We start from the raw sequence: 23,692 nt of genomic DNA on the forward strand, positions 1-23,692 counted from the left end.
AAAAGTGCCTTGGGCCACCAGTGAAGGGCAATACTTTAAAGATAGCCGCGAAGGGTCATCCGGCATCGAAAAAACGACACCCCCGCGCCCCGCGCGACCCGACCGATTGAAGCCCGCCCCCGGATGGGTGCATTGTGCAGGCGTGAGGGGAGGAAGTCCGATGAAAAAGCGTGTCGCACTGGTGCTGGGCTCCGGGGGCGCCCGGGGGTATGCCCATATCGGCGTCATCGAGGAAATCGAACGGCGCGGCTACGAGATCGCCTGCGTCGCCGGGTGTTCGATGGGGGCGGTGGTCGGCGGGATCTACGCGTCCGGCAAGCTGGACGAGTACCGCAACTGGATCGAGAGCCTGGACTACCTGGACGTGCTGCGGCTGGTGGACGTCAGTTTCCGCCTCGGCGCGATCCGCGGCGAAAAGGTCTTCGGCCAGATCCGCAAGATCGTCGGCGAAATCAACATCGAAGACCTGCGCATCCCCTACACGGCGGTGGCCGCCGACCTCACCAACCAGCAGGAGATCTGGTTCCAGGAAGGCTGCCTGCATCAGGCGATGCGCGCCTCGGCGGCGATCCCGAGCCTGTTCACCCCGGTGATGCAGGGCAACCGGATGCTGGTGGACGGCGGCATCCTCAACCCGTTGCCGATCGTGCCGGTGGTGTCCAGCCACTGCGACCTGATCATCGCCGTCAACCTCAACGCCACCAACCAACGCCACTACAAGCTTCCGGTGATCCAGCGTCCCGCCGCGTTCCGCACCCGCTTCGACAGCCTGATCAGCTCGCTGGGCTCGAAGATGCCGTTCCGGCGCAAGCAGGCCGAACAGCTGTTGCTGTTGGAGCAGGAAGCGCTGCGGGCCGAGGCGGCGGAGATCAACCCGTGGGTCGAAGGCGCCGAACCCGAGACCCAGCAACCGGCCGCCGCCCCCGAGCGCGACGGCGCGCCGAAGTCGGCCACCGGCTCGTTCATCATCGATAACGTGGGGCCGGCGTCGTTGCTGGATCTGATCAACCAGAGCTTCGAAGTGATGCAGACCTCGTTGGCCCAGTACAAGATCGCCGGGTATCCGCCGGACGTGCTGATCAACGTGCCGAAGCGGGTGTGCCGGTTCTTCGAGTTCTACAAGGCGCCGGAACTGATCGCGCTGGGGCAGGAGATCGCGCGGGATACGCTGGACCGGTACGAAAGCGAGCTGCCTTGAGGGACACATGGCCTGACTGGGCCTCACCGCGGGCAAGCCTGCTCCCACAGGGGCTGCGGTCGCTCACCACCACTGCGCTTCGGTCGAAGCCTGTGAGAACAACAGTACTTGCCCTGGCTCTGGCGCCCGGGTTGACGCCATCGCCAGCAGGCTGGCTCCCACAAGGGACTGGCGCCACAAACGAATCCTCTGTGGGAGCCAGAGCCAGCCCATTCGGCACAGGCCTACAGGCTGGTCTCGCCCAACAACCGATACCCCACCCCCGCCTCGGTGACGATGAACCGCGGCCGGGTCGGGTCGTCCGCCAGTTTCTGGCGCAGGTGCCCGACCACGATGCGCAGGTAGTGGCTGTCTTCGGTGTGGGTCGGGCCCCAGATGTCCTTGAGCAACTGCTGCTGGGTGATCACCCGTCCCGGATGCCGCGCCAGTTGCGCCAGCACCGCGTACTCCTTGCGGGTCAGGGCCACTTCGGCGCCGTCGAGCGTGACCCGGCGGTACGCCAGGTCCACGGTCAGCGGGCCGAAGTTCAGCGCGGCCTGCTGCGCCTCCCCCGCCGGCGCCTGACGCAGCAGCGCCCGCACCCGGGCGAGGAACTCCTGGATGCCGAACGGCTTGGTCACGTAATCGTTGGCGCCGCCGTCCAGGGCCTGCACCTTCTGCCCTTCGCTGGCGCGCACCGACAGCACCAGCACCGGCGCCGTGGCCCATTCGCGGAACTCGCGCAGCACTTGCTGGCCGTCCATGTCCGGCAGGCCGAGGTCGAGCACCAAGAGGTCGGGCTTGTTCAGCGCCGCCTGCGCGAGGCCTTCGGTGCCGGTGCCGGCCTCCAGCACCTTGTAGCCCTGTGAAGCGAGGCTGATGCGCAGGAACTTGCGGATCTGCGGTTCGTCGTCGATGACCAAAATGGTCGCGGTCTGGCTCATGGATTCACGTCAACACAAAAGTTGGGCAAGAGAGTAGCGCAGCGGGGATCAGCCTTCACCGTCCATCCCCGGCTGCGTCTGCAACGGCAGGTGCAGCGTGATGCAGGTGCCGCGGCCGTCGATGCCGTCGCCCACGCTGATCCGGCCGCCGTGGGCGCCGACCATGCCCTGACAGATCGCCAGCCCCAGGCCCGTGCCCTGCCCGCCCCGGTCACCGCGCGCAGCGGTGTAGAACATGTCGAAAATCTTCGCCCGCTCCTCGACGGGAATGCCCGGCCCTTCGTCGCTGACCGAGAAGAACAGTTCGTCGCCGTCCGCTCCGGCACGCAGTTGCAGGCGGCCATGGGACGGCGAGAACCGTGCGGCGTTCTCCAGCACGTTCACCAGCGCCTGCTCGATCAGCGCCGCGTGCACGAACAGCAGCGGCAGTTCGGCCGGCACCTCGGTGCTCACCTGCAACGACGACAGCACCGCCCGCAAGCGATTGAGCGCGCTGCCGACAATGTCCGCCGGCGCCACCCAGTCCCGCGCCAGCTTCAGTGCGCCGTGGCCGAGACGGGTCATGTCCAGCAGGTTCTGGATGTAGCGATCCAGGCGCTCGGCCTCGTCGCGGGTGCCCTCCAGCAGTTCCCGGCGGTCCTCCAGCGGGATCGCCTCGCCCAGGGCCAGCAGGCTGTCGATGCTGCCGCGCATTGAGGTCAACGGCGTGCGCAGGTCGTGGGACACCGAGGCGAGCAAGGCGCTGCGCAGCTGTTCGGTCTCGCCGTGCAGCCGCGCCGCCTCCAGGTCGTCGGCCAGTTGCGCCCGCGCCAACGCCTGGGCCAGCGGCTGGCTCAACGCGGTGAGCAAACGGCGGCGCTGGCCGCTCAAGGTCTGGCCCTCTTTGGCGCACACGCCCAGCAACGCCAGCGGCCCCTCTTCCGCCGACAGCGGCCACCACCACCAGCGTCCGAACGGCAGCGTGCCGGTGCCCATGCCCGCCGGTTGGTCGTGCTGCCAGGCCCAATCGGCGGCGGCGCGTTCGGCCTCGGAGAACTGCAGCGGCCCACCGGTCTCGACCTTCCAGCCGCCCTGGCCGTCGCGGTTGAGCAGGCACACCTGCAGGTCGCTCCAGCCGTTGAGGTGCTGGGCGGCGGCGCTGACCACGGCCTGGCGGTCGGTGGCGGCGGTGAGCCGGCGCGACAGGTCGAGCAGTTCGGTGGTCTCTTCCTGGGTGTCGCGCAGGGCCTGCAACTGCCGGCGCTGACGGGCCGCGAGATTGCCGGTGAGCGCCGCCATCAGCAGGAAGAACAGCAAGGTCAGCACGTCTTCCTCCCGCTGGATGGCGAAGGAGAAGTTCGGCGGAATGAACAGAAAGTCATAGGTCAGGAACGACAGCGCCGCACAGGCCAGCGCCGGTCCCAGGCTGCTGCGCACCGCCACCAGCAGCACCGCCGCCAGGAACACCAGGGAGATGTTCGGCAACGGCAACACGCTGGACACCGCCCATGCCAGCGCACTGGCCGACACCGTCGCCACCAGGGCCAGCGCGTAGTCGAACCACACCAGCGCCGGGGCGCTCCGGAGGCGCGGTTGATGCGGCTGGTGCTCGCTGTCCAGCACGTTGATCTCCAGGCCTTGGGCCTGACGCAGCAGACGCGCCGCCAGACCGCCGCCGAACAGGCGACGGCGCAGGCGCGGCCGGGACTGGCCGACCAGCACCAGGCTCGCCCGACGTTCGGCGGCGTGCTGGATCAGGGTCTTGGCCACCTCGCCGGCCCGCAGCAGCACCACTTCGCCGCCCAGGCGCTCGGCCAGTTGCTGGGCGCTTTGCAGGCGCAGGCGCGATTGCTCGTCGCGCACCCGGCCGTTGTCGACATGCACCAGGCTCCACGGCAGATGCCGGCGCTGGGCGACGCGGCTGGCGTGGCGCACCAGCCGTTCGGCCTGGGCATCGCCGTCCACGCCCACCAGCAGGCGCCCGCGCACCGCCGGCGCCGACTGGCCGAGCTGGCGGTAACCCTGGGCCAGGTCGTTGTCCACCTGCGCGGCGGCGGTCTGCATCGCCAGTTCGCGCAGCGCGGTGAGGTTGGTCTGGGTGAAGAACGCATCGATGGCCGCCCGGGCCTGCTCCGGCACGTAGACCTTGCCTTCGCGCAGGCGCTCCAGCAACTCCCGCGGCGGCAGGTCGATCAGCAGCAGTTCGTAGGCTTCCTGCAGCACCCAGTCGGGCAAGGTTTCGCGCACCTGCACGCCGGTGATGCCGCGCACTTGGTCGTTGAGGCTTTCCAGGTGCTGGACGTTGACCGTGGTGAACACGTCGATGCCGGCGGCGAGCAGTTCCTGGATGTCCTGCCAGCGCTTGGCGTGACGGCTGCCGGGGGCGTTGGTGTGGGCCAGTTCGTCCACCAGCACCAGCTTGGGCTTGGCCGCGAGCAGGCCGTCCAGGTCCATTTCTTCGAGGGTGACGCCGCGGTACTCCGAGCGCACCAGCGGCTGCTGCGGCAGGCCGCCGAGCAGCGCTTCGGTCTCCGCCCGGCCGTGGGTCTCGACGACGCCGGCGATGACCTTCACGCCTTGGCGCAATTGGGTGTGGGCGGCCTGGAGCATGGCGTAGGTCTTGCCCACGCCCGGCGCGGCGCCGAGGAACACCTTCAGCCGGCCGCGGCCGTCCCGGGGCAAATTGGCTAACAGCGCATCGGCGCGGCCGGAATCACTCATGCTTGATGTTCTCTTCCTGATGTTTGTGTATCGCAGCGACTGCCGTCATCGCCAGCAGGCTGGCTCCCACAGGGAAATCCGCGTTCCTGTGGGGCCCGCCTGCTGGCGATTGGCGGTGCAACGGCTCAGAGCTTTTCCAGCGCCAGGTTCAGCTCCAGCACGTTGACCACCGGCGGCCCCACCAGCGGCTGTTCGATGTGCGCGTCGAGCAGTTGCTGCAGGGTCGCCACCGGCAGGTTGCGCGCCTGTGCGACACGCGCCAGTTGATAGGCAATCGCCGCCGGTGGCAAGTGCGGATCTAGGCCGCTGCCGGAGGTGGTGAGCAGCGCCAGGGGCACCGGCCCCTGACCTGGCACCTGCAACTTGCCGGCATCGTCGATCACACGGGTGGCCAGGGCGGGGTTGCTCGGCGCCAGGTTGCTCGCGCTGCTCGACACGGTGGCGAACGCACCGGCCGAGGGGCGTGGGTGGAACCAGGCATCGCCGACGAAATCCTGGGCGATCAGGGACGAGCCGCGCACCTTGCCTTCGGCATCGCGCACCAGGCTGCCGTTGGCCTGTTCCGGGAAGGCGACCTGGGCGATGCCGGTGACCGCCAAGGGATAGGCGACGCCGGTGACCAGGGTCATCAGCACCAGCAGGCTCAGGGCGGGACGTATCAGTGTGGACATTTCAGAATCCTCGAATTCAAGCAGCGGATGCCGCGTTAGGTCAGGTGCGTCCAGGCGAGTCCATCGCCAGCAGGCTGGCTCCCACAAGGCAATGCCTTTCAAGGGCGGGAGCCGGGTGCCTGGCGCACCTTGCAGAATCAAACCAGGTGCAACGCCGTCAGCAGCATGTCGATGGCCTTGATCCCCACGAACGGCACCAGGATTCCGCCCAGGCCGTAGATCAGCAGGTTGCGCCGCAGCAGCGCCGCCGCGCTCGCTGCCTGCACCCGCACGCCGCGCAGGGCCAGCGGGATCAGCACGACGATGATCAGGGCGTTGAACACGATGGCCGACAGGATCGCGCTCTGCGGGCTGCTCAGGTGCATGATGTTCAGCACGCCCAGTTGCGGGTAGATCGCGGCGAACAGCGCCGGCAGGATCGCGAAATACTTGGCCACGTCGTTGGCGATGGAAAAGGTCGTCAGCGCGCCGCGGGTCACCAGCAGTTCCTTGCCGATCTGCACCACGTCCAGGAGCTTGGTCGGGTCGCTGTCGAGGTCGACCATGTTGGCCGCCTCGCGCGCGGCCTGGGTGCCGTCGTTCATCGCCATGCCGACGTCGGCCTGGGCCAGCGCCGGGGCGTCGTTGGCGCCGTCGCCGCACATCGCGACCAGGCGGCCGTCGTTCTGCTCGTGGCGGATGCGCGCCAGTTTCTTCTCCGGCGTGGCTTCGGCCAGCACGTCATCGACGCCCGCTTCGGCGGCGATCGCGGCGGCGGTCAGCGGGTTGTCGCCGGTCACCATCACCGTGCGGATCCCCAGCTTGCGCAGTTCGGCGAAACGCTCGCGGATCCCCGGCTTGACCACGTCCTTGAGGTGGATCACACCCAGCAGCTTGCCGTCGGCGCAGACCAGCAACGGCGTGCCGCCGCTCTGGGCGATCTTGTCGATCTCCCGGGACAGGGCCGGGGCCAGGTCGCCGCGCTGCTGGCCGAGGAAGGCGAGCAGCGAATCCACCGCGCCCTTGCGGTAGGCGCGGCCCTGATAGTCCACGCCGGAGAGCCGGGTCTCGGCGCTGAACGGCACGGCGGTCAGGGTGTCCATCGATGGCTCCGGCTGCGGGTTGGCGCCGCGCAGGTACTCGACGATGGATTTGCCTTCGGCGGTGTCGTCGGCCAGCGAGGCGAACAGCGCGCCCTCGGCCAGTTCACGGGCGTTCACGCCCGGCGCGGCATGCACCGCGCTGCAGCGGCGGTTGCCGAAGGTGATGGTGCCGGTCTTGTCCAGCATCAGCACGTGCACGTCGCCCGCCGCCTCCACCGCACGCCCAGACTTAGCGATCACGTTCAGGCGCACCAGACGATCCATCCCGGCGATGCCGATGGCCGACAGCAGGCCGCCGATGGTGGTCGGGATCAGCGTCACCAGAAGCGCCACCAGAAACACCAGCGGCAGGCTGCCGTTGGCGAAGTGAGCGAACGGCTGCAGAGTCACCACCACCAGCAGGAAGATCAGGGTCAGGCCGATCAGCAGGATGTCCAGCGCCACTTCGTTCGGGGTCTTCTGGCGCTTGGCGCCTTCGACCAGCGCGATCATACGGTCGAGGGTCGACTCGCCAGGGTTGGCGGTGATCTTCACCAGCAGCCAGTCGGACACCAGGCGAGTGTTGCCGGTGACGGCGGAACGATCGCCGCCGGACTCGCGGATCACCGGTGCCGATTCACCGGTGATGGCCGCTTCGTTCACCGCCGCGATGCCTTCGATGACTTCGCCGTCGCCGGGGATCATTTCCCCGGCCTCGACGCGCACCACATCACCTTTGCGCAGGCTCGCGGCCGGCACCACCTGGAAGCTGCCGTTGGCCAGTTTGCGCCGGGCGCTCAGGCCTTCGCTGCCGGCCTTGAGGCTGTCGGCCCGGGCCTTGCCGCGCCCTTCGGCCAGGGCTTCGGCGAAGTTGGCGAACAGCACGGTGAACCACAGCCACAGGGCGATCTGCGCGGCGACGAAGGTCGGCACGACGCTGTCCGGGATGAAGCACAGCACGGTGGTCAGGACGGCGGTCAGTTCCACCACCAACATCACCGGCGAGCGCTGCAGCTGGCGCGGGTCGAGCTTGACGAAGGCTTGCACCAGCGCCGGACGCCACAAGGCGCTGATCGCGGTTTTCGCATGTTCCGGCGCCTTGGCGGCGACGGGTTTGATTGCAGGCATATTCATGATGGATTCCTTAGAAGCCCATGCTCAGGTGTTCAGCGATAGGGCCCAGCGCCAGGGTCGGCAGGAAGGTCAGGCCGCCCACCAGCAAAATGGTCACGGTCAGCAGGGTCACGAACAGCGGGCCGTGGGTCGGGAAGCTGTTCTGGCCGATCGGCGCGGTCTTCTTCATCGCCAGGCTGCCGGCCAGGGCCATGACCGGGAGGATGTAGCCGAAGCGGCCGATCAGCATGCCCAGGCCCAGCATCAGGTTATGGAACGGGGTGTTGGCGCTCAGGCCGCCGAACGCCGAGCCGTTGTTGGCGCTGGCCGAGGTGTAGGCGTACAGCAACTGGCTGAAACCGTGGGGGCCGGGGTTGCTGATGGTCGCGGCAGGGCCTGGCAGGCTCGCGGCGATCGCGCCGAGCACCAGCACGCCCACCGGCATCACCAGCAGCGTGACCACCAGCAGTTGCACCTCCCGCGCCTGCAGTTTCTTGCCCAGGTATTCCGGCGTGCGCCCGATCATCAGGCCGGCGAGGAACACCGCGATCAGCACGTTGAGCAGCATGCCGTAGAGCCCGGCGCCGACGCCGCCGAAGATCACTTCGCCGACCATCATGTTGACCAGCGCCACCATGCCGCTGAGCGGGTTGAGGCTGTCGTGCATGCCGTTGACCGAACCGTTCGAGGCGGCGGTGGTGGTCACCGACCACAGCACGGTGGCGGTGGTGCCGAAGCGCGCTTCCTTGCCTTCCAGCGGTGCGGTCTGCTCGACGGCCGGGCTGCTCAGCGCCGGGTTCGGCTGGTACTCGGCCCACAGCGACGTGGCGCCGCCGATGATGAACAGCGCCAGCATGCAGCCGATGATCGCGCGGCTCTGACGCAGGTCCTTCACGTAATGGCCGAAGGTGAACACCAGCGCCACCGGGATCAGGATGATCGACGCCACTTCGAACAGGTTGCTCCACGCCGTCGGGTTCTCGAACGGATGCGCCGAGTTGACGCCGAAGAAGCCGCCGCCGTTGGTGCCCAGTTGCTTGATCGCGATCTGGCTGGCCGCAGGGCCGAGCGGGATCACCTGATCGACGCCCTGCACCGTCACGGCGTTCACGTATTGGGCGAAGGTCTGCGGCACGCCCTGCCACACCAGGTACAGCGCCAGCAGCAGGCACAGCGGCAGCAGGCCGTAGAGAGTGGCGCGGGTCATGTCGGCCCAGAAGTTGCCCAAGGTCTTGGCGGATTTGCGACCGATGCCGCGGCACAGCGCAACCAGCACGGCCAGGCCGGTGGCGGCGCTGACGAAATTCTGCACGGTGAGGCCGGCCATCTGGCTCAGGTAGCTGAGGGTCGCCTCACCGCTGTAGGACTGCCAGTTGGTGTTGGTCATGAAACTGACCGCGGTGTTGAACGCCTGGGTCCATTCCTGGCCCGGCAGGTTCTGCGGGTTGAGCGGCAGGTGATCCTGGAACACCAGGATCGCGAACAGCAGCAGGAACCCGGCGAGGTTGAACGCCAGCAACGCCAGCGTGTACTTCTGCCAGCTCTGCTCGCTCTGCGGATCGACCCCGGCGAGGCGGTAGCAGCCGCGCTCCAGCGGGCCGAGCACCGGCGTCAGCCAGGTGCGTTGGCCTTCCATCACCTTGTAGTAGAAGCGCCCCAGCAACGGCGCCGGCAGCAGGACCACCGCGAAGAACGCGAGGATCAGCCCATAGTCATAACTGTGCATAGCCGCTCCTAGTTCCGATCCGCGCGCAGCAGCGCAACCAACAGATAAATGAACAGCCCTGCCGCCAGCAGCAGGGACACCCCGTCCAGAACGCTCATGGAAGATCTCCGTTTTACGGCGTATTGCCGCGTGTGGAGGCATTGTCGGAAAGGCGGCCGTAAAGGAACGAGACCGAGGGGCTCGCGAGGGCATAAAGAAAGCGTAAAGAGTGGGTTTACGCGGCGATTACGGCGCAGGTCCCTGAACCGCTGAGGGCGTAACCGGCCTAGAATGGAACCAGTGCGAAATCCCTTCGCTCAAACAGGGTATGCAGCGGCGTACGGCGAAACCCTCGCCCGCCGGCCTGCCCTTGAGGAGTGCCGTTATGCCTTGGTATGCCTGGTTGATCCTGGTCGTGGCCATCGGCTCGATCGTTGGCGGCTTGATGATGCTGCGCGACACCGCCAACAAGGTCGAGCTGACCGAAGAGCAACGCAGACGCGTCGCTGAACGCAATGCGGAAATGGACGCCAAGGAGGCACAAGACCGCTGAATGGGAAACCCGCCGATGCCGGCGGGTTTTTCTTTGCGTCGCTGGCCGGCCGGCAGGGGCACGGCTGAGATCACGCCGGACTCAACCGCACGCTTTTTAGAAGTAGAAGTACAGTCACCATGCAATTTTCATTGGTTAAGATGGGGACCTAGTTGCGGAGAGTTTAAATGCGTTATTCGCAGGATCACAAAGCCCAGACCCACCAGCGCATCATCAAGGAGGCTTCCGAACGGTTTCGCAAGGACGGCATCGGCGCGACCGGCCTGCAGCCCTTGATGAAAGCCCTGGGCCTGACCCACGGCGGCTTCTATTCGCACTTCAAGTCCAAGGATGAACTGGTGGAAAAGGCCTTGCGGGCGGCCGGCGACCAAGTGGCCGGCCTGTGCGCCGACATCTTCGCCCAGGCCAATCCGCTGGACCTGTTCATCGACACCTACCTCTCCGAATGGCACCAGACCAGCCCGCACGAAGGCTGCCCGTTGCTGACCATCTCCTCGGAACTGGGGCTGCGCGGCCAGCCCAGCCCCACCAGCGACGAGGTGCTCAAGGCCCGCCTCGACCAGATCAAAGGCACCCTCGACGGCGACGACGCGGCCGAGCGCAGCATCGTCATCATGGCGACCCTGGCGGGCGCGCTGCTGCTGTCGCGCAGCGTCGCGGACGGCGATTTCGCCCAGCGCATCCTTGACGTCACCCGCGACCACCTCAAGCGTTCGAAAGACTAGCCCGCCCAGCGCTTGAACAGCACGCTGGCGTTCACCCCCCCGAACCCGAAACCGTTGGACAGCGCATATTCGATCGGCATCGACCGCGCCTGGCCGTGGACGATGTCCACGCCTTCGCTGGCCGGGTCGGGATCGTCGAAGTTGAGGGTGGGCGGGACGACCTGGTCGCGGATCGCCAGCACCGTGAAGATCGCTTCGAGCCCGCCGGCCGCGCCCAACAGATGCCCGGTGGCGGATTTGGTCGAGGTCACGGCGATGCTGCGTCCGGCACCGAACAACGACTTGATGGCCGCCAACTCACCCAGATCCCCGACCGGCGTGGAGGTTGCGTGGGCATTGAGGTGCTGCACCTGGTCCGGCGTCACGCCCGCCTGGGCCAATGCCAACCCCATCGCGCGCTGCGCCCCGTTGCCGTCCTCGGGACCGGCGGTCAGGTGGTAGGCATCGGCGCTGGTGCCGTATCCGACCAGTTCGGCCAAGGGCCGGGCGCCCCGCGCCAGCGCATGCTCCAGGGACTCGATCACCAACAGGCCCGCCCCCTCGCCCATGACGAAGCCGTCCCGTCCGCTGTCGAACGGGCGCGAGGCGCGTTCGGGCGTGTCGTTGTAGGCGCTGGACAAAGCGCGGGCCGCCGCGAAGCCGGCCAGGCTGACCCGGTCGATGGCCGCCTCGGCGCCGCCGCACACCGCGATGTCGGCTTCGCCCGCACGGATCATCCGCGCCGCGTCGCCGATCGCCTGCACCCCGGCCGCGCATGCCGTCACCGGCGCGCCCAGCGGCCCCTTGAGGCCGTGGGCGATCGAGACATGGCCGGCGGCAAGGTTGACCAGGAACGAAGGGATGGTGAACGGCGACAGACGGCGCGGGCCACGGCTGTCGGTGGTGCGCACGGCATCGGCGATGGCGCCGAAGCCGCCCACGCCGGAACCGATGACGGTCGCCGTGCGTTCCTTGGCCCGGGCTTCGGCAGGTTGCCAGCCCGCCTGCTCCAACGCCTGGCGGGCCGCCTCCATGGCGAACAGGATGAAGCGGTCCATCTTCTTCTGTTCCTTGGGCGGCGTCGCACGGTCAGGGTCGAAGCCGGCTTCGGCATCCTCCTCCACCGTCGGCACCACCCCGCCGACACGGGCCGGCAGATCCGCGACCACCGCTTCCGGCAACGGACGCAACCCCGAGCGGCCAGCCAACAGACGCTGCCAGGCCGCTTCGACGCCGCTGCCCAGCGGAGACACCAGGCCCATTCCCGTGACCACTATCCGACGCTGATCCATATCAGGTTTCCTCTTGCCGATTCAGAAAGGTCTTACTTGTAGCGCCCGGCCGCCGAACGGTGGGAAAGGTTGGGCGCCATCACCAGACGCGCGGCGACGAAGGCCTGCCACTCACCGGCGTCCGGCAGGGACGGAATGGTCACCAGTTCACCTTGCTCAAGCCCCGCCAGAGACGCATCCACCATCTCGCCGGCCTCCATGATCATTTCATCCGGAATGCCGCTGGCGTCGATCCCGGAGCGCTCCCAGATTTCGGTGCGGGTGACGCCGGGCAGCACCGCCTGCACCTTGACGCCGGTGCCGTCGAGCTCCGCGTTCAGCGATTGGGTCAGGCTCAGCACGTAAGCCTTGCTGGCGCTGTAGGTGGCGTTGAAACGCTCGGGAAACAGCGCCACCACGGAGGCGATGTTGACGATCGTGCCACGGCCGGCGTTGAGGAACGCCGCAGCGGCGGCGCAGGCCAGCCGGGTGACGGCGGTGATGTTCAGCTGGATCAGCCGTTCCAACTGCTCGGGATCGGCGTCGGCCAGCGAACCGTTGGCGCCGACGCCCGCGTTGTTGACCAGCAGGCTGATGCCGGCGTCGCTGCGCAGACGCTGCTCGACCTTCTGCACATCGGCCTTCTGCGTCAGGTCGGCCTTCAGCACTTCGACCTGGACGCCATGGGCGCCGCGCAACCTGACGGCGGCGCTTTCCAGCCGCTCCTGGTCACGGGCCACCAGCAACAGATCGAACCCCCGCGCCGCCAACCGCTCGGCGTATACCGCACCGATGCCGGAAGACGCGCCAGTGACGAGGGCCGTACCTTGAGACTTTGGAGAATTCATGACCGTACTCCTGCTGAACCTTGGGGGAATGAACGCCTCCGGAGACCGGACGGCTTCGGATGGCGAAAATATTATAGGCATAATCAAAGAGCAATATGATAGCCGTAATTTCAATCCGTCCGACGAACACCCGCCCGTGTCATCCGCCCGGTGCCGGAATGCAAAAAGGCCGGTCAATGACCGGCCTCTTGGCGATGAGCGTTCAGCTTAGTTCACTTCCAGCCTGTCGCGGTTGCGATCCAGGATCGCCTTGCCGATGCCCTTCACTTCCAGCAGTTCATCCACTGACGCGAACGGCCCGTTTGTTTCCCTGTACGCAACAATGGCCTTGGCCTTCGCTTCGCCCACTCCTGCCAGTTCCTTTTGCAGGGTGGCGGCATCGGCGTCGTTGAGGTCGACCTTGGCGGAGGTGGCAGGCGCCTGTGCCGCCACGGCCGCGGAAGGTGGCTTCTGTGCTTCGGGCCCCGCCGAAGGCGCAGCGATCGCGGCGATCGAGGCGCTGGTGAGCAGGGCAAAAACCAGGGAAGAGAAAAAACCGGTACGCATAAGTGACGCTCCATCATCGTTTGGGAAAGCAGCTTCTCCGAAGCTGCTCACCAAAACTTAGACAATGGAGCGGGCCTGTCAAAAACCCGTGCGTTACAGGATATGAAACAATCAGGGCTCGAGCCGGCGCTGCTGATAGATCCAGTCGACGATCTCACCGTCCGGCGAATACCCGCTGACCGTTTCGCGCAGCAGTTGCCGCACCCGCGAGTAGTCGTCCTGCTCGACCGCCGCCAGCAGGTCGCTCAGGCGGTTCTTCAGCACATCCCAGGCCAGGTGGTCCTCGTTGGCCGTCATGATCATCGGGTGCGGCGTGGCCGCGACGTTGTCCCCGATCAGCAGCTCCTCGTACAGCTTCTCGCCAGGGCGCAGCCCGGTGAACTCGATGGAGATGTCGCCCTGGGGATTGCGCTCGGAGCGGATGCTCAAGCCGGACAGGTGGATCATCTTTTCCGCCAGCTCGACGATGCGGACCGGCTCGCCCATGTCCAGCACGAACACGTCGCCGCCCTGCCCCATGGAACCCGCCTGGATGACCAGCTGGGCCGCCTCGGGAATGGTCATGAAGTAGCGGGTGATCTTCGGATGGGTCACGGTCAGCGGCCCGCCGGACTTGATCTGGCTGTGGAACAGCGGGATCACCGAGCCGGACGAGCCCAGGACATTGCCGAAACGCACCATGGTGAAGCGGGTCTTGTTGACCCGCGAGACGTTCGCCTTGTCGCCGAACAGCACCGGCGCCACTTCCTGGCTCAGGGCCTGGAGGGTCAGTTCGGCCAGGCGCTTGGTGCTGCCCATCACATTCGTGGGGCGCACGGCCTTGTCGGTGGAGATCAGCACGAAATTGGCCACACCCGACTGCAGTGCGGCCTGGGCCGTGTTCAACGTGCCGATGACGTTGTTGAGCACGCCCTCGGCGATGTTGTGCTCGACCATCGGCACATGCTTGTAGGCGGCGGCGTGGTACACGGTCTCCACTTTCCAGGTCTTCATCACATCCAGCAGTTTGTGCGGATGGCGGATGGAGCCGAGGATCGGCAGCAGGTGCACCGGCACCGACTCCCGGGCGCCGCGCTTCTCCAGCTCCGACAGGATGCTGTAGAGGTTGAACTCGCTGTGGTCGAACAGGATCAGCGCGGTCGGGCCGAGCGCGAAGATCTGCCGGCACAGTTCCGAACCGATGGAGCCGCCGGCCCCGGTCACCATGACGGTCTTGCCCTTGATGCAGCGTTCGAGCAGGTCGGGCTGGGCCGGCACCGAATCCCGCCCGAGCAGGTCGGCGATGTCCACTTCCTGGATGTCTTCGACCTTGACGCGGCCGCTGGCCAGGTCCGAGAAGTTGGGCACGCTGCGCACGTGCAGCGGGAAGCCTTCCAGCAGGTTGAGGATCTCCCGGCGACGGGAACGGGTGGAGGACGGCAGCGCCAGCAGGATCTCCTGCGCGCCGGTTACGTCGATCATCTGCTGGATGTGCTTGGGCTTGTAGACCACCAGGCCGGAAATGGAGCGGTCGGCGATGCTCGGGTCATCGTCGATGAACGCCACCGGACGCATCACCTTGCCCATGCGCAAGGCGGCCACCAGTTGGTTGCCGGCGACGCCTGCGCCATACACCGCGACCTTGGTCAGCCCGTTGTCGCGGCTGGTGAACGGGACGTGCTGGGCGGCGGTGAACCAGTCGCCCATGAAGTATTGGCGCATGCACAGGCGCAGGCCGCCGATGATGACCAGGCTCAGCCACCAGTAGTTGAAGATGACCGAACGGGGCACGACCGCTTCGTGGTTGCTGTACCAGTACACCACCACCGCCAGGATCAGCGAGGACAGGCTCACGGCCTTGATGATTGCGATCAGCGCATCGTTGCCGAAATAGCGCATGACCGCCCGGTACATGCCGAAGCGGATGAAGAGCGGGATGGCGACCACCGGGGCGCAGACAAACAGCCAGAAGTGCACCCTGAAGGGGTTGTACATGTCATCGATCCCCAGGCGGACGATGAAGGCCAGCCACAGGGCGACCCAGACCAGGACGATGTCCGTGCTGACCTGGATCAGACGCTTGCGACGCCGGGGAAGCCCCAGAAGGCGCGCTCTGACGTTTTCCATCATCTCCTCAAACACCTCAGCCCTCCTTTGATCGGTTGCGTTGGCGCGGCGGCCCGGATCCGAGTCTCTCGCACTTTAATCCCTTATGACAGAACTGTTGCTTAGTCCTTCGCCGGCGCTTTTTCAAGTTCTCCGGCTCGAAACCTGATCGCCAGCACCAGCAAGGGAGCATAGGCCAGGATCAAGCCCAAGCCGCCGTCCAGCCCGAAACGGGCGACGCCCACCGCAATAGGCAACAGCCAGAGCAGATTGATCGCCCCGACGGTCGCCGTGACCGCCAAATGGCTGCCGAACCGACGAGAGGCAAACTGATAGGCATGGCTGCGGTGCGCCTCATACACCTTGTCGCCCCGCAACAGTCGGCGAAACAGGGTGAACGTCGCATCGACGATGAAGACGCCCAGCAGTATCAGCCAACTCCACAGCAGATTGGCGTCGAACGTTGCGGCCAGAAGCGACAAACCGCCCAGCACAATGCCCAGGAACCCGCTTCCGGCATCGCCCATGAAGATCCGCGCGGGCGGAAAATTCCAGAACAAGAACCCAGCCACGCTGGCCACCAGCAAGGCCGACACCCAGGCCAACTGCGGCAGGCCGCTCCACCAGCCCAGCAGGCCGGCGCCGATGCAGACGCAGATGGCCTCGACGCTGGCGATCCCGTCGATGCCGTCCATGAAGTTATAGAGGTTGAGCAGCCAGACCAGATAGAACGCCGCCAGCACATGGCCGACCACCCCCAGGTCGACGGTGACGCCCCCCAGCAGCACCGGCGGCAGGCCGCCGATCCACCACAGCAGCCAGACGGCCGCCAGGAAATGCCCCAGCAGACGCCAGCGGGCGGCGATGTGGCCGTGGTCGTCCATGAAACCGATGACCGCCACCAGGGCCCCTGCCCCCGCGATCGCCGCGAACTGCGCCGCACTGATCAGCCCGCCCCACAGCAGCATACCCAGCGCCAGCAGGAACGCCAGCACGATCGCCACGCCGCCGCCCCGGGGGGTCGGCACCGAGTGGGAACTGCGGGCATTGGGAATGTCGATCAGGCTGCGGGCCAGCGCGTAACGGCGCAGCGCCCAGGTCAGCAGGAATGAAACCAGCGCGACGGCAGGAATGAACCATCCGTAATTCATGATTGGCGAGCGTCCAGAAAGTGTTGCGCCGTAGCGCCCAAGGCGTGATCAAGGCTGACCGGAGGCGTCCAGTCCAGCAGTCGCCGGTTTTTGCCGATGTCGACCTGCAGGGAACCGAAAACCCTTTGCGACAGGTCGCGCCGCCCCAACGCGGTGGCCGCTGCGCGCATGAGGGCGACCGGCACCGGCAGCAACCGCGCGCGCACCCGGAGCGCGGCGGCCAGCCTGCGCAGCAACTGCGTGGTCGAGAGGTCCTCGCCATCGCTGACCAGGAACACTTGACCGGCCGCCGCCGGGTGCTCCAGGCACACGGCGATGAAGTCCACCAGGTTTTCGATGGCCACCAGGCTGCGCCGGTTGTCCACGGCGCCGAACGGCAACGGCACGCCCCGCGCGAGCCAGCGCATCATGCTGAGGAAATTGGCCTTCACGCCCGGCCCGTACACCAGCACCGGGCGGACGATGACGACCTCCATGCCCGTGGCGTGCGCCAGGGCCAGCAATGCCGTTTCGGCTTCGAGCTTGGAAATGCCGTAAGGATCGACCGGGGCCGGCGCATCATCGGCGGTGTAGGCCTTGCCCGGCGGCGTGCCCTCGCCGTTGACCTTGACCGAACTGACGAAGACGAAGCGCTTGACCCCGGCCGCAGCCGCCTGGCGCGCCAGGTTGACCGTGCCCTCGACATTGACCTGGCGGAAGGCGGCCAGGGGATCGGCGTCCGTGTCGTGCATGACATGCACCCGCGCGGCCGCATGGACGATGCAGTCGACCCCCTCTAAAGACGCGGCCCAGTCCTGCCCGGGGCCCAGGTCGCCGGCCTGAACCTTGCGCACGCCGGCCGGGAAGACCGTAGCCATGTCCCGCACCGGCGCGATGACCGAACACGGCAGGGCCGCCAGCCGCGCGATCAGCGCACGCCCCACGAAGCCGCTGCCGCCGGTGACCAGGAATGTTTTGGATCGCATGGACGCCCCTTGGGAAACATGGAAATCAGTGAAGAGACGGCGGCGAACGCATTGGCTGAACGGCGATCATCCCGCCGCCATCACCGAAACCCGAAGCATTGAACCGGAAACGGCCGAAGGGCGGCAGTTTATTGAATCGATGCACGGTTAGCCACTTTGTCGCAGGGCAGAGGCTCGCCGCCCCGCCGATGCGGTCATTTTCGCCCTTGCGTCGGCGGATTCACCGATGCGGCTCAACCGCCCGTCGATCCAAATTGCGGTTTGCCGGTTGGAGCCGGCTCAGGGTACGGATAGAATCCGTGCGGAAATAGGGATCGTACGCCCGCCGCTGGATGGCCGACGCGCTCCTGCACAACATAATTTCGGCCAACGCCGTCAAAAAACCAGATATCGCACGCTTTTTGCTTCGAAATGGAGAGCACCCATGCAGCAAATCAACAACCTCGCAGCGAAGATTGAAAAGTTTCAATCGCAAATCAATTCTTCGGTGCAGCGGGTGGTCGCCAGCGGCTGGGTGGTTCTGGGGCCGGAAGTGAAACGTTTCGAAGCGTCGTTCGCCCAGTACCTGAACGCAGCGCATTGCATCACCGTCGCCAACGGCACCGACGCCATCGAGCTGGCCCTCAAGGCGCTCGGCGTGGTCAAGGGCGACAAAGTGGCGACGGTCGCCAACGCCGGCATGTACACCACCACCTCGGTCCTGGCCGTCGGCGCGACGCCAGTCTTCATGGACGTCGACCCGGACACCCACGTCGTCACCCTGGACAGCGTCAAGCAAGCCGTCGAGGCCGGCGCCAAGGCCGTGGTCGTCACCCACCTGTACGGCCTGGCCATCCCTGAGATCAAGGCCATCGCCCAATACTGCGCCGCACAGCGGATCCCGCTGCTGGAAGACTGCGCCCAGGCCCACGGCGCCGAACGCGACGACCAGCGCGTAGGCACCTTCGGCGATGCGTCGAGCTTCAGCTTCTACCCGACCAAGAACCTCGGCGCCCTGGGCGACGGCGGCGCGGTCGTGACCAATTCCGACAGCATCGCCCAACGTGTGGCCCAACTGCGTCAGTACGGCTGGTCCTCGAAGTACTGCGTCGAGCTGGAAGGCGCCCGCAACAGCCGCCTCGACGAGATGCAGGCAGCGATCCTGTCGGAACTCCTGCCCCATCTCGATGAAGGCAACGCCCGCCGCCGCGACATCGCCGCCCGCTACCGCAGCGAAATCCGCCACAGCGACGTGACCCACGGCGCCGACGCAGGCAAGGCCTCGGTCGCCCACCTGTACGTCATCAAATCGTCCAAGCGCACCGCGCTGCAGACGCACCTGCGCGAGGCGCAGATCGCCTCCGACGTCCACTACCCGATCCCGGACTACCGTCAGCCGGTGTTCGGTGAGCAGTTCGCCGGCGTGTCGCTGGAGAACACCGAGTGGCTGGCCGCGCAGATCCTCACGCTGCCGTGCTACCCGGAAATGACCGATGACGAAGTCAGCAAGGTCATCGCCGCCGTCAACGGATGGGCGGCATGAAGTATTCGGTAATCGTCCCGGTCTACAAGAACGAAGAATCGATACCTCGGCTGATCCAGGCCCTGGAGGACATGAACGACTCGCTCGAGAAGCAGCTTGAAGTCGTGTTCGTGGTCGACGGCAGCCCGGACCAATCGTTCGCGATGCTGAAGAACGCACTGGGCGACATGACGTTCTCCGCCCAGTTGCTCGCCCATTCGCGCAACTTCGGCTCGTTCCCGGCGATCCGCACCGGCCTGATGGCCGCCAAGGGCGACTATTTCGGCGTGATGGCGGCGGACCTGCAGGAGCCGCCGGAGCTTTTGATCAGCTTCTTCAAGGCGCTGTCCAACGACGAGTGCGACGTGGCCATCGGCACCCGCAACGCGCGGCAGGATCCCTTCTCCAGCCGCATGGCCTCCTCGATCTTCTGGGGCCTGTACCGGCGCCTGGTGGTGCACGACATGCCCAAGGGCGGGGTCGACATCTTCGGCTGCAACAAGGCGTTCCGTGAACAGCTCCTGCAGTTGAACGAGTCGCGCTCGTCGCTGATCGCCCTGATCTTCTGGCTGGGCTTTCGCCGCAAGTTCGTCGAGTACGAGCGCCAGACCCGCCTCGAAGGCAAGTCGGCCTGGACGTTCAAGAAAAAGCTCGACTACATGATGGACAGCATCTTCGCCTTCACCGACTACCCGATCCGGCTGCTGACCCGGATGGGCGCGGTGGGCTCGATGATTTCGCTGTTCATCGGCCTGATGGTCATCGTCGCCCGCCTGTCCGGCGCCATCGAAGTGCCGGGCTACGCCGCGACCATGCTGGTCGTGCTGCTGCTGGGAACCTTGAACCTGCTGGGGGTCGGCCTGGTCGGCACCTATGCGTGGCGCGCCTATGAAAACAGCAAACAACGGCCTCTGGCGATCGTTTGCATGCAACTCGACAACAAGGAACCCCTGAAGTGACTGAGCCCTTCATCCACGCCAGCGCCGACGTCAAAAGCAAGAAGATCGGCAAGAACACGCGCATCTGGCAATACGTGGTGGTCTTCGAGAACGCGGTCATCGGCGACGACGTGAACGTCTGCTCGCATTCCTTGATCGAGAACGACGTGATCATCGGCGACCGCACCACCATCAAGTCCGGCGTGTACGTCTGGGACGGCCTGCGGATCGGCTCCGACGTCTTCATCGGGCCCAACGCCACGTTCACCAACGACAAGTTCCCGCGCTCAAAGGTCTATCCGGAGTCGTTTTCGCAGACCGTGATCCAGGACGGCGCGTCCATCGGCGGCGGCGCGGTGATCCTGCCGGGCATCACCATCGGCACCGGCGCGATGGTCGGCGCAGGCGCGGTGGTCACCAAATCCGTTCCGCCGTACGCCATCGTCACCGGCTCGCCGGCGCGCATCACCGGCTACGTAGAGAACTCCGCCTCCAGCGACGCCGCCAAGAGCCCCGCCGCCAAGGCCCAGGAGCAGGACGATGCAGTGGTGCGGATCGGCGTGGGCGACGTCACCACCCACCGTTTCAAGTACATCACCGACATGCGCGGCGATCTCTCGGTCGGCGAGTTCCACAAGGAAATCCCGTTCCTGCCCAAGCGCTACTTCCTGGTCTTCAACGTCCCGAGCCAGAAGACCCGCGGCGAACATGCCCACCACAAATGCCACCAGTTCCTGATCTGCGTCAAAGGCAGCTGCGCGGTGGTGGTCGACGACGGCACCAACCGGGCCGAAGTCCTGCTCGATGCGCCCAACAAGGGCATCTACCTGCCGCCGATGACTTGGGGCATCCAGTACAAGTACTCGGATGACGCCGTGCTGCTGGTGTTCACATCCGACTACTACGAAGCGGACGACTACATCCGGGACTACTCGGAGTTCACTCGGCTCACCGCGAAAAAAACCGTCTCGTGATCGCGCTGAAAGACAACCCGCAGGTTCGCCGCTGGATCAGCTTCCTGATCGGCGGCGGCCTGAACACCGGGCTCACCTATGGCCTGTACCTGCTGCTGAGCGTCTGGATCGACTACCAGATCGCCTATGCGATCGCTTACGCGGCAGGGATAGTCTTCGCCTACTTCTTCAATGCGAAGGTCGTGTTCAAGGTGCAGCAGTCGTGGAGCGGCATGCTCGTCTACCCGACCATCTACCTTGTGCAGTACCTTCTCGGCGCGCTGCTGCTCAACCTCTTGGTTGAACACCTGCACCTGCACAAGGCGATCGCTCCGATACTGGTGATCGCGCTGCTGCTTCCCTGCAGCTACCTGTTGAACAAGTTCGTCCTCAAGGCCACCCACAAAACAACACCCTCGAAGGACTGACACCCATGACCGCCTCCCTCCCGCAGTCGTCGATGCTGACGCCGGCATCGCTGCACGGCAAAAAAGCCGCCTGGCTCGCCCATGCCGGCCCGGCATTGCTGACGGTCCTTTTCATATGGCTGCCGTTCGGCTTCAGCCTGACCGGCCTGCTGGAGGAATGGGGCGTCATCGGGCTGTTCAGCCGGATCGGGGTGTTTTTCCTGACCGACGCCACGAGCGCCATGCCGGCCCACGCGCTGCGCCCGCTCACCATTTTGCCTCACGCCATCGCGTACGCCCTGGATCCGGACACCTTCAACTATTGGCACGTTCTGCTGATCATCGCCCTGGTGATCAAGGGCTGCTGCATGAGCCTGATCACCACCCGGATCACCGGCTCCCTGAAGTGGGGCATGCTGGCCAGTGTGCTGGTGATCCTGTTTCCGGCCGACACCATGCAACTGTCGTTCAGATCGATCCACATCAACTGGGCCCTCAGCCTGACATTGATGGCCTGTGTCCTGCTGCTCCAGGCATTGGAGCAAAGAGGCAAGGCCCGCGCCTTCGCGCTCAGCGCGCTCGCCAGCCTCCTGCTGGCGGCGGGATGCGCCATGTACGAGGTCGCGTTGCTGCTGGCGGCCATCCCGGCGTTCGCGGTCTTCATCCAGGTCGGCTTCAAAGGCCTCGTTCCGCACATCAAACGGCATTACCCGCAGCACCTGATCTGGGCTGTCGGCCCGGTCGCCTACATCGCCTATGTGATCCATACCCTGCCCCTGGTGCACAGCTACCAAAGCGCCGTGGTGGGCGACAGTGCCTTCGCCTCCCTGAAACAGTACTTTCCCAAGCTCTGGCGCCTGGGAATCGGACGAAGCCTGTTCGGCGGCTGGATCGACGCCCTGCAGATCACCGTCCTCGAAATCGGCAGCCATTGGTACATCGCCCTCGCCTCGGCGGCGATCCTCGGGTTCATTGCGCTGCTGTCGGCAACGTCGGCGCAGACGGCCGGCGCAGGACTGCGGCAACCGGCAAAGCCCATGCTGGCGGGCAGGATGATCCTGGCCGGATGCCTTCTCATTTGCCTGGGGTACTTGCCGTTCATCTTCAACCCCGCGCACATGGGCGTCAGCCAGAGAACATTCCTGTACGCGGCACCGGGCGCGGTGCTGGTGTTCATCGCCGCGCTGCTGATCGTCCGTCGCCATTCCCGGGCCGTCACCGCTGCGCTCGCGGCACTGATGGTCTTCACCGGGCTCGGCGCGCAACTCTTTCAGTTCCAGCACTACATCGACATCTCAAAACGGCAGCAATCGGTACTGAGCGACATCGTCCACAACTTTGACGGCAATGCGCTCAACAAGACCCTGATCATTCTCGACCACTCCAACGAACTCAATCACGACTGGATGTTCTTGAATGCCGACTTGAGCGCGGTGCTGTTCCACCTCTACGGCAAGCCGGTGGACGCCATCGAAGTCTGCTACATGCCTGGCCATGAATGGCAGCAGTCCGACCCGCTGCAACGCAAGGGCCGCTGCGAAGAGACCGAAGAAGGCTGGACCCTGCATTATCCGGTACCGCTCGACGCCGACGGGCAATCCGCCGCGCAAGTCCGCAAACTGCCGCGGTCGCAGGTCGTCACAGTCGACGTCGGCAACGGGGCGACGGCGTCCGCCTCCCCTGAACTTCAGGCCTGGCGCCAGACGCTGGAATCCGGCTCGTCGCCGACCGCCACCCGTCTGCAAGGCATCGCCGAAACCGGCGCCGCCCCTCGGTTCGGCCTCATCACATTCCGCCACCGCGCCCATGACGAGTACCACTGGGACTTCGGCAAATGGTGGAGCCTGGCGCCACCGATGGCGGGTTCCGGCTGGCGGGAGACCGAGTGGGAGACCCGGCGTTTTCGCCATAACGCTTCGGCATGGATAAACGCGCCGCGCGCATCGCTTGTCTTTGACCTGACCCCCGCCTCAACCCCCTACGTGATCAGCGGAGCGTTCAACAGCTTCGCCAACGACCAGATCCGCACGCAGATGCAGATACGGGTCAACGGCCACCCGGTGGCGGTCCGCTGGGGCGCCAACGGTGAATTCAGCGGTGATTTGCCGCCGCAGACACTGGAAGCCGGGCACAACACCCTCGAATTTATCTCAAGCGTGGATGCCGCCCTCGGCGGAATCTCCGCCCGGCTGGACTGGGTGAAAATCGCGAAAGCACAGTAAAGGCAAGACAAAGACCGCAGTCGTTCCGCCACCGGCCCCAGCCAGCGGGATGATGGAAACCACCAAGACTTTTCCGGGAGACCCCCTGTTCAGGCTCCCGGAACCTCAAATCTGCAAGAACGCCATGGAACCATCAATGAGCATCAGGCCGTCAATGAACCCCACCCACCCCCCTGC

Annotated in this window: 20 protein-coding genes; 8 read left to right on the forward strand and 12 right to left on the reverse strand. The window is 65.8% G+C overall.

The features are described 5' to 3' along the window. The first annotated feature begins 160 nt into the window (after positions 1–160). A complete protein-coding gene (locus CAG33_RS21755) occupies positions 161–1,198 on the forward strand; it encodes a patatin-like phospholipase family protein (RefSeq protein ID WP_085578007.1) in 1,038 nt (345 codons plus the stop codon). 224 nt (positions 1,199–1,422) lie between these two features. Here the strand turns inward: CAG33_RS21755 and CAG33_RS21760 are convergent, their stop codons facing one another. The 6 genes from CAG33_RS21760 to kdpF form a co-directional block, all read right to left on the reverse strand. Beyond that, the gene (locus tag CAG33_RS21760; protein WP_085578008.1) at positions 1,423–2,121 is read right to left on the reverse strand and encodes a response regulator; all 699 of its coding nucleotides are present in this window, start codon (positions 2,119–2,121) and stop codon (positions 1,423–1,425) included. Between the two features lie 48 nt (positions 2,122–2,169). Beyond that, complete coding sequence (locus CAG33_RS21765; protein ID WP_085640486.1) at positions 2,170–4,821, reverse strand: sensor histidine kinase KdpD; 2,652 nt, start codon at positions 4,819–4,821, stop codon at positions 2,170–2,172. A gap of 125 nt (positions 4,822–4,946) precedes the next feature. Further along, entirely contained in the window at positions 4,947–5,492 is a 546-nt protein-coding gene (gene kdpC / locus CAG33_RS21770) for a potassium-transporting ATPase subunit KdpC (protein ID WP_085578010.1), read from the reverse strand. Between the two features lie 137 nt (positions 5,493–5,629). Continuing rightward, complete coding sequence (gene kdpB / locus CAG33_RS21775) at positions 5,630–7,687, reverse strand: potassium-transporting ATPase subunit KdpB (RefSeq protein WP_085578011.1); 2,058 nt, start codon at positions 7,685–7,687, stop codon at positions 5,630–5,632. A gap of 10 nt (positions 7,688–7,697) precedes the next feature. After that, positions 7,698–9,392: a potassium-transporting ATPase subunit KdpA gene (kdpA, locus tag CAG33_RS21780; protein ID WP_085640488.1), complete on the reverse strand. Its 1,695-nt coding sequence runs from the start codon at positions 9,390–9,392 to the stop codon at positions 7,698–7,700. An 8-nt stretch (positions 9,393–9,400) separates the two neighbouring features. Continuing rightward, positions 9,401–9,490 carry a K(+)-transporting ATPase subunit F gene (gene kdpF / locus CAG33_RS21785; RefSeq protein ID WP_007963673.1) on the reverse strand — a complete coding sequence of 30 codons (90 nt, stop codon included), beginning with the start codon at positions 9,488–9,490 and terminating at the stop codon, positions 9,401–9,403. A gap of 266 nt (positions 9,491–9,756) precedes the next feature. Between kdpF and CAG33_RS21790 the strand changes: the two genes are divergently transcribed. Together CAG33_RS21790 and CAG33_RS21795 are read left to right on the forward strand one after the other, a co-directional pair. Continuing rightward, positions 9,757–9,924, forward strand: coding sequence for a DUF2897 family protein (locus tag CAG33_RS21790; protein ID WP_085578013.1), 168 nt, complete (start codon positions 9,757–9,759; stop codon positions 9,922–9,924). A 167-nt stretch (positions 9,925–10,091) separates the two neighbouring features. After that, the gene (locus CAG33_RS21795) at positions 10,092–10,649 is read left to right on the forward strand and encodes a TetR/AcrR family transcriptional regulator (RefSeq protein ID WP_085629790.1); all 558 of its coding nucleotides are present in this window, start codon (positions 10,092–10,094) and stop codon (positions 10,647–10,649) included. Here the strand turns inward: CAG33_RS21795 and fabF are convergent. The 6 genes from fabF to CAG33_RS21825 form a co-directional block, all read right to left on the reverse strand. Further along, the gene (fabF, locus tag CAG33_RS21800) at positions 10,646–11,920 is read right to left on the reverse strand and encodes a beta-ketoacyl-ACP synthase II (protein ID WP_085640490.1); all 1,275 of its coding nucleotides are present in this window, start codon (positions 11,918–11,920) and stop codon (positions 10,646–10,648) included. The genes CAG33_RS21795 and fabF overlap by 4 nt on opposite strands. A 32-nt stretch (positions 11,921–11,952) precedes the next feature. Then, complete coding sequence (locus tag CAG33_RS21805; protein ID WP_085578016.1) at positions 11,953–12,747, reverse strand: SDR family oxidoreductase; 795 nt, start codon at positions 12,745–12,747, stop codon at positions 11,953–11,955. Positions 12,748–12,954: 207 nt separating this feature from the next. Further along, the gene (locus CAG33_RS21810) at positions 12,955–13,293 is read right to left on the reverse strand and encodes a helix-hairpin-helix domain-containing protein (RefSeq protein WP_085640492.1); all 339 of its coding nucleotides are present in this window, start codon (positions 13,291–13,293) and stop codon (positions 12,955–12,957) included. Positions 13,294–13,404: 111 nt separating this feature from the next. Further along, complete coding sequence (locus tag CAG33_RS21815; protein WP_085578273.1) at positions 13,405–15,399, reverse strand: nucleoside-diphosphate sugar epimerase/dehydratase; 1,995 nt, start codon at positions 15,397–15,399, stop codon at positions 13,405–13,407. 101 nt (positions 15,400–15,500) lie between these two features. Continuing rightward, positions 15,501–16,529: a glycosyltransferase family 4 protein gene (locus CAG33_RS21820; RefSeq protein WP_085640494.1), complete on the reverse strand. Its 1,029-nt coding sequence runs from the start codon at positions 16,527–16,529 to the stop codon at positions 15,501–15,503. Next, a complete protein-coding gene (locus tag CAG33_RS21825) occupies positions 16,526–17,494 on the reverse strand; it encodes an SDR family oxidoreductase (RefSeq protein ID WP_085629782.1) in 969 nt (322 codons plus the stop codon). The genes CAG33_RS21820 and CAG33_RS21825 overlap by 4 nt, the downstream gene beginning before the upstream one ends. A gap of 424 nt (positions 17,495–17,918) precedes the next feature. Here CAG33_RS21825 and CAG33_RS21830 point away from each other — a divergent pair, with 424 nt between their 5' ends. Genes CAG33_RS21830 through CAG33_RS21850 form a run of 5 tightly spaced genes read left to right on the forward strand, consistent with a single transcriptional unit; the run spans position 17,919 to position 23,515 of the window. Then, complete coding sequence (locus tag CAG33_RS21830) at positions 17,919–19,016, forward strand: DegT/DnrJ/EryC1/StrS aminotransferase family protein (protein WP_085640496.1); 1,098 nt, start codon at positions 17,919–17,921, stop codon at positions 19,014–19,016. Continuing rightward, positions 19,013–19,954, forward strand: a complete 942-nt coding sequence (locus CAG33_RS21835) for a glycosyltransferase family 2 protein (RefSeq protein ID WP_085640498.1) — start codon at positions 19,013–19,015, stop codon at positions 19,952–19,954. Before CAG33_RS21830 ends, CAG33_RS21835 begins: the two co-directional genes overlap by 4 nt. After that, on the forward strand, positions 19,951–20,907 hold the full coding sequence (locus CAG33_RS28905) for a WxcM-like domain-containing protein (protein ID WP_085578022.1): 957 nt from the start codon (positions 19,951–19,953) through the stop codon (positions 20,905–20,907). The genes CAG33_RS21835 and CAG33_RS28905 overlap by 4 nt, the downstream gene beginning before the upstream one ends. Beyond that, complete coding sequence (locus CAG33_RS21845) at positions 20,904–21,314, forward strand: GtrA family protein (protein ID WP_256575487.1); 411 nt, start codon at positions 20,904–20,906, stop codon at positions 21,312–21,314. The genes CAG33_RS28905 and CAG33_RS21845 overlap by 4 nt, the downstream gene beginning before the upstream one ends. Positions 21,315–21,319: 5 nt before the next feature. Beyond that, positions 21,320–23,515 carry a hypothetical protein gene (locus CAG33_RS21850; protein ID WP_085578023.1) on the forward strand — a complete coding sequence of 732 codons (2,196 nt, stop codon included), beginning with the start codon at positions 21,320–21,322 and terminating at the stop codon, positions 23,513–23,515. The last annotated feature ends 177 nt before the right edge of the window (positions 23,516–23,692 follow it).

This window comes from Pseudomonas sp. B3(2017), from assembly GCF_002113595.1.
Lineage (GTDB): Bacteria > Pseudomonadota > Gammaproteobacteria > Pseudomonadales > Pseudomonadaceae > Aquipseudomonas > Aquipseudomonas ekonensis.